Here is an 11,893-nt window from a genome sequence, read left to right as displayed (position 1 = left end):
GCTACATGCGGTCCGGGGCGGCGATGCCCAGCAGGTACAGGCCCTGGTGCAGGACTCGGGCGGTGAGGTCGCACAGCGCCAGCCGGCTGTCCCGCACCTCGCCCTCGGCGCGCAGGACCGGGCAGTGTTCGTAGAAGCCGCTGAAGGTGGCGGCGAGGGTGTGCAGGTAGCCGGCGAGCCGGTGGAACTCCAGGTTCTGCTCGACGCCGGTGACGACGGTGCCGAACGCGGCCAGTTCGAGGGCGAGGGCGTGTTCGGCTGGGTGCACGATCGAGATCGGGGTCGCGGTGAACTGCTCGATCCCGGCGCGACGGAAGATGGACCGGATCCGGGCGTGGGCGTACTGCAGGTACGGAGCGGTGTTGCCGTCGAGGGCGAGCATCCGTTGCCAGTCGAAGACATAGTCCTTGATCCGGTCGGTGGACAGGTCGGCGTACTTGATGGCGCCGATGCCGACCGCGCGGGCAACGTCGGCGACGGTGGCTTCGGGGAGGTCGGGGTTCTTCTGCCGGGCCAGTTCGGCGGCCCTGGTCACGGCCTCGTCGAGCAGTCCGACAAGTTTGATCGAGCCACCGGCCCGGCTGCGCAGCATCTTGCCGTCGGAGCCGAGGATCGAGCCGAAGCCGATGTGTTCGGCCTTCGCTGGCGGGGTCAGCCATCCGGCCTGCCGGGCGACCGCGTACACCATCTCGAAGTGCTGCCGCTGCGGCAGCCCCACGACGTAGAGCAGTCGGGTCGCGCCAAGATCCCGGGTCCGGTGCCGGATCGCCGCGAGGTCGGTGGCGCCGTAGCCGTATCCGCCGTCGCGCTTACGCACGATGATCGGCAACGGCTGCCCGTCGCGCCCCGTGAAGCCCTCGGGGAAGACGCAGGCGGCGTCGCCGCTGTCCCGCAGCAGCCCGAGCCGGTCCAGTTCGTCGGTCACCGGAGCGAGCATGTCGTTGTAGTAGCTCTCGCCGTGGAAGTCCTCCTCGGTGAGCAGGACGCCGAGCTGGTCGTAGACGGTGAGGAAGTACTCCTCCGACTCGGCCACCAGCAGCCGCCACAGCCGTAGGGTCAGCTCGTCGCCGCTCTGCAGGGCGACCACCCGCCGCCTGGCCCGCTCCTTGAAGGCGTCGTCGGTGTCGAACTTGACCCTGGCCGCCTTGTAGAACGAGTCCAAGTCGCCGACGGACAGTTCGTGGGCGGCCTCCGACTCGCCCAGGTCGAGCAGGTGCTCGATGAGCATCCCGAAGGGGGTGCCCCAGTCGCCCAGGTGGTTGGCCTTGATCACCCGGTGTCCGAGCCACTCCAGCAGCCGTACGGCGGCGTCACCGATGACGGTCGACCGGAGGTGCCCCACGTGCATCTCCTTGGCCACGTTCGGCGCCGAGTAGTCGATGACCACCGTCTCGGCAGCGGCGCTCACCGCGACGCCGAGCCGGGTGTCGACGGCCATCCTCGACAGCAGCGCGCCGAGAGCCGGGTCGGCGACCGTCAGGTTGATGAACCCCGGACCGGACACCTCCACAGCCGAGCAGAGGTCCGCCAGCTCTGCCTGACCGAGGACCTCGGTGGCGATCTCCCGGGGCGGGCGGCCGAGCCGACGTGCCAGGGACAGGGCGGCATCGGACTGGTAGTCCGCGTGCTGCGACCGCCGCACGACCGGATCGACCGGCCCGCCGGCCACGACGGAGAACGCCTGCGCCAGCCGGTCGGCCAGCAGCTTTTCAAGATCCATGAAAGGTACGCCAATCTCGCTCCGATCCGCCTCGGGCAGGGAGGCGGATCTTCCGGAATCGTTCAGGGAGCGGATCGATCGACGACCAGTTACCGGCGGATCGATCCGCCGGACGCGAAGGGGTCAGCTGAGGCGGTCGAGTGTGGCTCGCAGGCGAGCCAAGGTTCGCTCACGTCCGAGGATCTCGATCGACTCGAACAGCGGCAGCCCGACAGTGCGGCCGGTCACTGCGACCCGCACCGGCACCTTACCGAGCTTGAACCTCCGCACGGACAACAGGCTACCGAACCACCTCCGCCCAGCCCGACCAATATCCGGGTCGGAGCTTCCGGGATGCAAGGACTGCTAGATCAAGATGATCATGACGGGTACGGGCGAGGGCCGCCGGCGTGCTCTCCCCCACCCGGCTGGCGGCGCGCAGGTGGCGCAGGAAGTGCCGGCGGGTGGTTTCCTGGCGTCAGCAGGGGAAGACCAAGATCACACGTGGCCTCTGGGCTGGTGGGGCGGACGGGACTCGAACCCGTGACCGAGGGATTATGAGCCGATCGGCTACCCCCATACTGAGCTGCGGTGACACAGATTGTCCGGGTTCATGTTGTGCGTTCCGTGACTCTGTCGACCCCAAGTGGACCCGTAAGGCTTGATCCGTGTCCCCATGGGGACGATGATCTGTCCCCATGGCGAGCATCGAGCGACGAGGGGACTCCTGGCGGGTCGTCTGGCGGTACGACGGCCAGAAGCAGTACACCTCGTGGCCTGCCGAGGAATACGCCAACGAGGCGAAATCGATCGTCGAGGGCCACCGAGGGCGCATCACCGCCGACCGCGTGTACACGGATATGGGCATTCCCACGGGGGATTCCAATTCCCCTGCCGATGATGGCATCACTCTGAAACAGTGGTGCGAGGAATGGCTACCGTCGAAGACTCGCATCTCACCTGGAACGCGAGAGCGGTACGAACAACAGCTCCGCGACAGAATATACCCCGCCTTCGGCGACACTCCCCTGCCTCAGCTCACGTCGGTCGCTATCGGCACCTGGCTAAACGAACTACGCGCCAGCGGGATGAGCCAGAAGACGGTGACCCGCTACTACTCGCTGCTGCACACCGCGCTCACCGCTGCCATGCGCCACGGGCACATCAGCGTGAACCCGTGCCACGGCACAGACTTCATCCGGGATCAACGGGCCGACGACGACACCGGTGAGCACCACGCGGTCTACCTGACGCCGCAGCAGTTCGAGCTGCTGCGTGCCCAGTTTGCCAAGCAGTGGCATTCGCTGCTGGATTGCATCGTCGAAACCGGGCTCCGCTGGTCGGAAGTGACCGCCTTGGCCGCAATGCACCTCGTGCCGGCCACTGATTCCTCGGGGCCGAGGTTGAGGGTCTGGCGGGCGTGGAAGGAGGCAAGCGGCAAGCGGTACTTGGGCACGACGAAGGGCCGGGCCAAGCGAGTTCTTCCAATCGGCGACGACCTCTACCGCACACTCACCAAACTCGTCGAGGGGCAGCCGCCAGAGACGCTTATCTTCCGGGATGACAAGGGTGCCCTGGACTACGACCGGATGTACGACCAGGCGTGGAAGCCGGCCCTTCTCCGGGCCCGTCTCTGCCCCACTCACCCACCGACCGGCGAGGGTGAGCGCCTGGAGGGCGCGCGCGGTCGGTGCCGAGACTACGGCGGTACGACGTGGGCGGGGCAGCCGTGTGGCGCCCGGGTTGTCGACGACACGACGCGGTGCGCGGCGCACTACGGCCCCCGGGTCGGATCGGTGTCGGACTGCGACTGTCCCACCGTGCTGCACTCCGCGCCGTCGTGGCACGACCTACGGCACACGTACGCGAGCTGGCTCTTCAGCGACCCCCGGATGACTCCCCTGGCCATCTCGCGGCTGCTTGGTCACCAGCAGCTCGCCACGACGAGCGAGATCTACGGGGACCTGATGCCGCAGGCGATCGACGCTGCGGTGGACGCGGTGGCGGACGCTCGTAAGTCGGCGCGACCGGATTAGGACGCCTGGCGCCCCTGATCCTCGCCGCCGCCTCCGGTGATCAGGTCGATCACGCCGAGGATGACCGCCCTCTGCTGGTCGTTGAGGTCTGGGTCGTTCAGGACGGCTTCGCGGGCGCTGATCCGGCGTTCCGCCGGGGACGGCTCGCCCTCGGCCTGGTCCGGTTCTCCGGGTAGTCGGCCGGCGAGCCGGTGCGCCTCGTCGTTGTCGATGTCGAGCGCCTTGGCGAGGGAGTTAACGACCCGGGCAAGCGGTGGCCGCTTGCCCTTGGCGAGGCGGTCGATGGTGGTACGGGCGATGCCCGAGCGTTCTTTCAGCTCGTCGTCCGTCCAGCCGCGCGTGGCCTGCTCGGACCGCACTCGCAGCCAGAAGGCGTAGGCAACACCCCGTTCGCTCATGTGCAGGTTGTAGCACGTCCGCACGATCCGGACATAGCCCCAGCTCATAGGCGCTGCTAGAGGCCCGTCACTGCAACTTGCACCGTAGCGTCTTGCATCGTCTTGCCGTGTCGTCTAACGTCTTGAATCGCACGGACACGCTACGATTCGATGCAAGGTGGTGAGGGTGCGGGTGGAGACGACGGAGCAGTACCTGACCGTCGACGAGGTCGCGAAGAGCTTGCGGGTCTCCCGCTGGAGCATCGGCCGGTACATCAAGGCCGGCGCGCTCACAGCGATCAAGGCCGACGGCCCAAACGGCTCGATCCGCATCCCGCTCTCCAGCCTCACCGCCTACCTCGAGGCCCACACCGTCAAGGCGGAAGAGAGGACGGGATGACCCAGGCACTGCCCGAGCTCCACCTGCTGGAGGAGGTCGCGGAGCGGTATCGGCTGTCGCTGATCGGTCTCCAGCGGAAGGCCCGGAAGCGGGCGTTCACCCACATCAAGATCGGCAAGCAGCGCTACCTCACCGGCGAGCAGGTCTTGGAGCTACTCCAGGGCGCAACGGTCACGAGCGCGACGGCGAGCCAGCGCGAGCAGGACCTCGCTGGGACGGCGGAGCGGGTCGCCCGCCGCCGGCCCCGCACCAAGACGAGCTGAGCCCCCGGCCGCGGCAACGGCAGAGGGCTCGACACCCGGACAACACGGATCCCTGAAGAGGAGATGTCCAGATGCACGACCAGCCTATCCCGACGATCATCCCGGCCGAGCCGGACACCACCCCCGACCTGACCCCCGCCATCGCCCTGCTCCGCAAGCTGTTCGCCGCCGGCTGGAAGGCGGACCACAGCTACGAGATCGCCGACGACGCCACCGTCTACGGCCTGATCCACCCGTCGGGTCGGGAGGCCAGCGCGGTCGTCTACCCGGACGGACAGCACACGGTGACCCTGTCCGGCCTGGACCTCGGCCAGGTGGTGGGCGCGGTGACCGGTGCCGGGCTCGCCCCGGACAGCGTTCAGCCGGCCTGCCTGAACCTGCTCACCCCGGGACACGGGTGCACCGGAACCCCGGAGCCGGGCGGCCTGCACTGCGCCGACTGCATCAAGGCCGACTGGTGGCTGTCCCTCGCCGCCGACCTGCGCACGATCGCCGAACGGGCCGCCGCCCTCGCCGGCACGGACACGCCGCCGGTCTTCGGCCCCTACCTGGGCATCTACACCAGCTACGTCGAGTCCGACGCGGACCGCGCGGTGCCGGTCGTGGACGCCCTCGCCGCCGCTTTCGGCACGACGGCCCTGACCCAGACCGAGGGGCGGGGGAACAACCGGAGCACCGAGCGGAAGATGAAGGCGACGCTCGGCAAGGTTCGGGTGGCGGCGGCGGCGCGGATGCCGAACCCGCCGACGCGGCAGGAGAAGCTCCGGTCGCGCGTCGAGCTGGAGGCGGAGAACGCGAAGCTGCGCGCCGCGCTCGAGGCCACGCAGGGCGGTGCCGGTGACCGCCCCCACCATCGACGTCGACGCCCTCCAGGCCCGCATCGCCTACCTGGAGATCCGCGAGGCGCACCTCGAGCAGCGGCTCGCCGAGCGCACCTGGCAGGCCACCACCGACCCGCTCACCGGCCTGTACAACCGGCGCTGGCTCGAGGAGACCTGGCCGGCCGAACGGCCCGCCGGCCTCGCCGTCGCCCTGGTCGATCTCGACCACTTCAAGGACATCAACGACACCCTCGGCCACGCCGCCGGAGACGCCGCCCTGGTCGCGGTCGCCGCCGGGCTGCGCCTGTACGGCACGGCGGTCCGGCTCGGCGGCGACGAGCTGCTGCTGCTCGCCGCACCGGACATGCTGGCCGACCTGGTGACGTCGTGGCCGGTGGACCTGCCCACCGGGCAGATCACGGTCACCGGCACGGTCGGTGTCACCACCGCGCTGGCCGATCTGGCGGAGACGCTGCGCCGGGTCGACGTGGCGATGTACGACGCGAAGCGAACCGGTCGGGCCTGCGGCAGACGTGGTACCCGGAGCTGGACGCCACGGTGCCGGCTGGCACGGGCCGCCGTCGGGTTCGGGACGTGGCCGCCGCATGGCCGGGCGAGCAGCCGATGCCGCCCGGACCGGCCCGGCCCATGCCGGCCCCGACCCAGCCGGCCCGGCGGGACGACGACGAGCCCACCCAGCCGACCGCCTGATCACCGTGGACGCCCTGCCGTGCGGGCACATCGCCGGTGACCTGCACGACGAGGAGTGCGCGTACTGGGTCGGGGTGTCGCTCGGCTGGTACCCGGCCCCGGAGGCGTACCTCGCTGGAGGGCCGCCGCGTGATGGCCGTCGCCCTGGCTGTGCCCTGGTCGTCGTCGCCGTGCTCGCCGGTCTGCTCTGGCCGCCGACCGGGACCGCCGCGACGCGCAGCCGAGAACCGCGAGCTGCGGGCCGAGGTGGTGGCCCTGCGTCGGGCCGCCATCCGGAGCACCGCCGCCGCCCTGCTCACCCCCGACGACATCGCGGCCATCGAGACCTACGCCAACACCCACCGAGAGGACGGACCCCGGTGATCCACCTCGACGCCCCACCCAGCAGCAGCCCACCGTCGTGCCGGCCCCCACCGTGGGCCGGCCCCCGACGGCTACATCGGCCGCCACCGGGCCAGCCACGGCCGGCGCGGCGAGCGCACCTCATCGACCGGCCCGTGCCCGGCGACTGGTCGCCCCTGCACCCGGCCGACCGGCAGGCCCTCGCCCCCGGCTGTGGGCCACCCGGCAGCTCCCGGCCGGCCCGGACGACCGCACGGCCGGCTCCGCCTCGACGACATCCAGACCGCGCGTACCGAAGGACCCAGCGCATGACACCCTGAAGACCCGCCGCCGACGGCCGTGTCCCGTGGCCGCTCATCCTCATCGAGGGCGCGAGAAGTCCGGCAAGTCCTGGGCCTGCGCCCAGTTCTCCACCTCCCGCGATCGGCCAGATGTACTGGATCGACCTCGCGAGGAGCCGCGACGAGTACGCGCCATCCCGGCGCGAACTACCTGTCGTCGAGCACAACGCACCTGGGCGCAGATCCAGGGCGCTGTCGACGCCGTCAAGGCCGAGGCCGCCCGCGCGGCCGCCGCCGTGAACCGCCGGTGGTGCTGTCATCGACTCGATGACGCCGATGGGACCTGCTCAAGGACTGGGCCTCCGACAAGGCCCGCCGCCGCCACGAGGTCAAGTCCGGAAGTACAACGCGAAGCCCCTCGGCCCGGACGAAGAGCCGAAGAATCTCGATGACCTGTGAACGAGGCCGGTGCGCCACCGCAAGCTGATGACCACCCTGATGACCTTCCCGGCATCGTCCTGCTGACGGCCCGCGGCAAGGAGGTAGCCGCCTCGACGACGCCGGCAAGCCGATCGAGCGTCAGCGCGAGTACCGGTCGAGCCACAAGACGCTCGGCTTCGACGTGTCGTGCTGGATCGGCTGGACCGGTCGAAGCCGGCACGGTGATCGGTCCGTCGGTGCACGTCGGTATCCGCCCGGCTACGACGACCGATCGAGCTGGCGCGGAACTGGACGGTCGAGAACATCTTCTTCGACACGCTGCAATGCGCGCCGCCGAGGCGCACGTCCGGACCTGGTCGCATGCAGCCGGCCGAGCCGGACGACGACCGTCCCGTTCCGGCCGCCGCCAAACCGGCCGACCTCCGGCGCCCGCTGCCCTCTCGCGGCCGCCACCGGTCTGCTTCACGACCTGCGCAGGCCAGCGACGAGACCGGGCTCCGCGGGTGTGCGGGCCGCCGCGAGCGTCAACGAGGGCCGGATCAGCCCGCCGAGGCCGAGCACATCCAGGCCGTGGAAGGCCCGGAAGAACGAGTTGTTCCCGCCGGCGAAGAACCCGGGCAACGACCCGCAGCGCCGGAAGATGTTCGCCCTCCTCGGCCAGCCGACATCACCGACCGGGACGAGCGCCTGGCGTACGTCAGCGACATCGCCAACCGGCCGGTCGGCAGCACCAACGACCTCACGGACGACGAGGTGGCCGGGTGATCGAGCGGACCGAGTCGTTCATCGCCCAGCAGACCCCGCCCGCGCAGCGCGAGATGGAGATGGCCGGATGAGCCATACCCCCACGGACGAGCAGGCCGCGATCATCGAGGCCGCCCGCACCGGCGACGACCTGACCATCGAGGCCGGTGCCGCACCGGCAAGACGTCCACCCTGAAGATGCTGGCCGCGACCGGGCGAACCGGCGTGGCGCCTACCTGGCCTACAACAAGAGCATCGCCACCGACGCGGCCAAGGAGTTCCCGAGCAGCGTCACCTGCAAGACGGCGCACTCCTTCGCGTACGGGCGGTTGCCGGCAGTACGCCCACGGCTCAACGGGCCCCGCATTCCGGCTCGGCAGGCCCGATCATCCTCGGCCTGAACGAGCCGTGAAGCTCGGCGAGACGATGCTCGCCCCTCAGCAGCTCGCCCGCCTCGTCGGGGAGACGGTGCAGCGTTCTGCTACTCCGACGACCGCGAGGTCCAGCGGATGCACGTGCGCTGGTCAACGGCCTCGACCGGCCGGCAGGCAGAGCTGGCGAAGTACTGATCCCCATCGCGCAGAAGGCGTGGGACACCGACCTCACCCAGCTCGACGGCCGGCTGCGCTTCACCCACGACATGTACCTGAAGATGTGGATCCTTGCCGACCGGTGATCCACGCCGACTACGTGCTGTTGGACGAGGCGCAGGACTCCAACCCGGCCGTCGCCGGCCTGGTGTCGCGGCAGCCGGCGCAGCGGATCCTCGTGGCGACCGCGCGCAGGCCATCTACGGCTGGCGGGCGCGACCGACGCCATGGCCAGCTTCGACGGCCGCCGCTTCCAGCTCAGCCAGTCCTTCCGGTTCGGGCCGGCGGTCGCCGCGGAGGCGAACAAGTGGCTGTCCCTGCTGGAAACGCCGCTGCGGCTGACCGGGTACGACCGGATCCCGTCCGGTCGGCCCGTTGACGAGCCGGACGCGATCCTGTGCCGGTCCAACGCGGGCGGTCCTGCGGGTCATGGACGCCATCGACCAGGGCCGCCGGGTCGCGCTCGTCGGTGCGGCACCGACATCCGGCGGATGCGAGCCGCCCAGCGTTGCAGGCCAAGCTCCCGACGGATCACCCGAACTGTTCGCCTTCCAGAGCTGGCGGAGTCCAGGAGTACGTCGAGCACGACGCGAGCGGGTCCGACCTGCGGTGTTCGTGCGGCTGATCGACAAGCACGGCACCCGCGAGGTGATCCGGTGTGTGACGCCCTGGTGGATGAGGACCGCGCGGACGTGTGGTCAGCACCGCGCACAAGGCAAGGGCGGAGTGGGGTCGGTGCTGATCGCCGACGACTTCCCGGAGCCCGCCAGCAGGAGGACGACGCACCGGATCGCCGAGGACGAGGCGATGCTGCGTACGTCGCGGTGACCCGGGCGCAGCGGCAGCTCGACCGTACGGCTGGCCTGATCGACCGGTACGCCGGCCCGGCCGGTGCGGCGCCGGTGCCGCGGCCCGCGTGGCCGGAGTCCGCATCATGCCGGACGCCCGACCCGATCGACGCCGGTGGCGCGAGATCGTGATTGCCGCCGGTGCGGCTGCACCGAGAACAGCCCGTGCCCGCGGCTGCCAGTGGGCGACCGACGAGGAGCAGATCGCTGCGGCCTGGAGCCGATGCACGGCGACCTGTGCATGCCTGCCTGCCCGGATCGTCGAGCGGGAGCAGGAGCGGGCTGCGGCCGACCAGAAGTCGCGCTGCAACTGCTTCCTGTGTAACCCGGCCATCCGCGCCACCTGGCCGCCCCGCTGCCGCCGGAGCGTCCCGTGGTGAGTACGCGCGCTTCAGCCGCCGGACCCCGCCGGCCTGTGCGGGCACACCAGCAGATCTGGCGGACTGGCAGACTACTCCTACGACCCGCGCAACCCGCGTGAGGTGGCGGCGGCCAGTTGATGGACGCCCGCACCACGCACACGGAGCGCGCGAGGCGTGGACCGCTACAACCAGGGCCAGATGACCTGACGGAGCGGATCTGCCGTCTGGTGAGTCTCCGCAGTGCGGCCGGCGTGGTGTCCGGTGGCTGAGGTCATTCCGCTGTTCCCCGGGCCGGCACCACGCCGGCCCCGCCGGCCGCCTCGCCTCCGGCCGACCTCGACGCATCGGCGAGCGGTACACCGCCTACGTCGAGGCCCGCGACTCCGAGCCTGGACGGTCAACCTCTACGCCCGGCTCTGCGCCGACGACATCCCGGCCCTGCGCGACGAGATCCACCACCTGGAGCGCTCCGCCGGGAGCTGGCCGACGAGCTGACCGATCCGGGCGTGCGTGATGGCACTCCCACGCCCTCGAGCTCATGTCACCTGCGGGCACGTCCGGCCTGCCACCGCGCTGCCTGAAGTGGGCGAGAAGTCCTGGAGGCTGCCGCACTGCACCACGTGCGCCACCTTCACGGCCGGCGCCGCGCCGCAACCGTGCCCGGACCGAGGTGCTCACCGCCTACGATCGTACGCCTGCCGGGCCTGCGTGCCGTACACCGGCCGTACGGCGACCACGATGCGCCGCTGACCCGGTCACCGTGACATCACCGTCCGGGCTGGTGTCCGTGAGCCGCCGCACGATCGCACGATCCGCCGCCCCGACCGCACCCTACCAGGAGTCCGACCAGACGCCCGGCTGCTGCCACCGGTGCCGTCTCCCCGAGCCAACGGGTGCACGACCAGGCCCGTCGCCCCCTCGAGGCCGACCGCGATGCCGCCCAAGCCGAACAGCTACGCAGGATCGGAGGAGACCAGTGACCGCCACACCGGACTGTCCGGCCCGCAGGCACGCACCGCCAGCGCACGCCGCCACCAGCGCTGCTGCTGCCCCGAGGCCATCGCCGCCGCCAAGCGCCAACCATCGCGGCTACCTGAGCCGCGCTACATCCGAGGTCCATCAGCAACCAGCGCGCACCCAGACACGGCTTCGACGAGTCGTCGTGGACCGGGCGTCGACGGTCCGCGACCGCGCAGATGACCCTGCCGGAGATTCACGCCGCGATCGACCGACTCACCGCACGCGGCGAGTCCGCCCGGGATCGCTAAGCGGCTCGGCGTCACGACGCGCACCGTCACCCGCCAGCGGCCCGCCGCCGCGCCTCCATCCGGACCGGCTGATGAACCGGGCCGAGCTGCTCCAGGCCGTCATCGCCGAACGGTGGCCGCGGCCGGAGGAGATCGCCCGGGAGCACCCAGAGCACACCGCCTACCGCCGCCGGGTCCTGCTCGTCGCCATGGCCACCCGGCACGACCAGACGAGGAGAACCATCGTGACCACCACGACCATGCCCCGCCTGCCCCGTGAGCTGACCAACGGCGGGTCGTCCGTCGCCGTCCGGCTGCCTTCGTGCTGGCTCCGTCGCCCACCGGCCGACGTACGTCCAGCGGCCCAACGGGAAGTTCGTCTTCGGCAAGGAACAGAGGTCCTCCGTCCCGGTGGCCGCGTGCGCCCAGGACGACGACGAGTGCTCGCTGCTCTCCGCCGCGTGGGCGGACCACCGCGGCGCCCAGGCGTGCACCGAGGACGCCTGCTGGCCGGACGCCGAGCCCCGCTGACCGTACGGTCCGGGCCTCACCTCCCCGGGGCCCGGACCGCCACCCCGACCGACTAGTACCAGCAGATCAGGAGCACCGGGTGAGCTACCAGGCCGTGCAGTGGGCCCTCGACGAGGCACCCATGCTGCGCACAAAGGCCGGCCTGCCGGACACGACGGCCCGCGCGGTGCTCGTCGCCCGTGCCGAGCGTGCCGACGAGT

11 protein-coding genes and 1 pseudogene are annotated in these 11,893 nt (G+C 70.7%); 9 read left to right on the top strand and 3 right to left on the bottom strand.

Features of this window, described 5'->3' with window-relative positions:
• Nucleotide 1 precedes the first annotated feature (1 nt).
• On the bottom strand, nucleotides 2-1,720 hold the full coding sequence (gene argS, locus GA0074692_RS00285; protein WP_091638503.1) for an arginine--tRNA ligase: 1,719 nt from the start codon (nucleotides 1,718-1,720) through the stop codon (nucleotides 2-4).
• 123 nt (nucleotides 1,721-1,843) lie between these two features.
• Nucleotides 1,844-1,987: pseudogene (locus tag GA0074692_RS34465) on the bottom strand (glutamate--tRNA ligase); the annotation flags it as partial.
• Nucleotides 1,988-2,397: 410 nt separating this feature from the next.
• Between GA0074692_RS34465 and GA0074692_RS00280 the strand changes: the two are divergent.
• The gene (locus GA0074692_RS00280; RefSeq protein ID WP_091638495.1) at nucleotides 2,398-3,735 is read left to right on the top strand and encodes a site-specific integrase; all 1,338 of its coding nucleotides are present in this window, start codon (nucleotides 2,398-2,400) and stop codon (nucleotides 3,733-3,735) included.
• Here GA0074692_RS00280 and GA0074692_RS00275 read toward each other — a convergent pair.
• The gene (locus GA0074692_RS00275; protein ID WP_091638494.1) at nucleotides 3,732-4,181 is read right to left on the bottom strand and encodes a helix-turn-helix domain-containing protein; all 450 of its coding nucleotides are present in this window, start codon (nucleotides 4,179-4,181) and stop codon (nucleotides 3,732-3,734) included. The genes GA0074692_RS00280 and GA0074692_RS00275 overlap by 4 nt on opposite strands.
• A 118-nt stretch (nucleotides 4,182-4,299) precedes the next feature.
• On the opposite strand from GA0074692_RS00275, the gene GA0074692_RS00270 reads away from it, so the two are divergent.
• The 8 genes from GA0074692_RS00270 to GA0074692_RS33685 all read left to right on the top strand — a co-directional run bounded on the left by GA0074692_RS00270 (nucleotide 4,300) and on the right by GA0074692_RS33685 (nucleotide 10,410).
• Complete coding sequence (locus GA0074692_RS00270) at nucleotides 4,300-4,512, top strand: helix-turn-helix domain-containing protein (protein WP_176738223.1); 213 nt, start codon at nucleotides 4,300-4,302, stop codon at nucleotides 4,510-4,512.
• On the top strand, nucleotides 4,509-4,775 hold the full coding sequence (locus GA0074692_RS00265) for a hypothetical protein (RefSeq protein WP_091638492.1): 267 nt from the start codon (nucleotides 4,509-4,511) through the stop codon (nucleotides 4,773-4,775). Before GA0074692_RS00270 ends, GA0074692_RS00265 begins: the two co-directional genes overlap by 4 nt.
• Nucleotides 4,776-5,612: 837 nt before the next feature.
• Nucleotides 5,613-6,347 carry a GGDEF domain-containing protein gene (locus GA0074692_RS00255; RefSeq protein WP_176738236.1) on the top strand — a complete coding sequence of 245 codons (735 nt, stop codon included), beginning with the start codon at nucleotides 5,613-5,615 and terminating at the stop codon, nucleotides 6,345-6,347.
• Nucleotides 6,348-6,436: 89 nt separating this feature from the next.
• Nucleotides 6,437-6,670, top strand: a complete 234-nt coding sequence (locus tag GA0074692_RS00250) for a hypothetical protein (protein WP_176738235.1) — start codon at nucleotides 6,437-6,439, stop codon at nucleotides 6,668-6,670.
• A 1,061-nt stretch (nucleotides 6,671-7,731) separates the two neighbouring features.
• Nucleotides 7,732-8,136: a hypothetical protein gene (locus GA0074692_RS35535; protein WP_245730039.1), complete on the top strand. Its 405-nt coding sequence runs from the start codon at nucleotides 7,732-7,734 to the stop codon at nucleotides 8,134-8,136.
• Between the two features lie 146 nt (nucleotides 8,137-8,282).
• Nucleotides 8,283-8,516, top strand: coding sequence for a hypothetical protein (locus tag GA0074692_RS33695; RefSeq protein ID WP_141725095.1), 234 nt, complete (start codon nucleotides 8,283-8,285; stop codon nucleotides 8,514-8,516).
• Between the two features lie 1,123 nt (nucleotides 8,517-9,639).
• A complete protein-coding gene (locus GA0074692_RS34460) occupies nucleotides 9,640-9,933 on the top strand; it encodes a hypothetical protein (protein WP_176738234.1) in 294 nt (97 codons plus the stop codon).
• Nucleotides 9,934-10,176: 243 nt separating this feature from the next.
• The gene (locus GA0074692_RS33685; RefSeq protein WP_141725094.1) at nucleotides 10,177-10,410 is read left to right on the top strand and encodes a hypothetical protein; all 234 of its coding nucleotides are present in this window, start codon (nucleotides 10,177-10,179) and stop codon (nucleotides 10,408-10,410) included.
• The last annotated feature ends 1,483 nt before the right edge of the window (nucleotides 10,411-11,893 follow it).

Source organism: Micromonospora pallida, from assembly GCF_900090325.1.
GTDB classification, from domain to species: Bacteria; Actinomycetota; Actinomycetes; order Mycobacteriales; family Micromonosporaceae; genus Micromonospora; species Micromonospora pallida.
The sequence above is the reverse complement of the archived record's forward strand: the minus strand, read 5'-3'. Positions and strand labels throughout refer to the sequence as shown.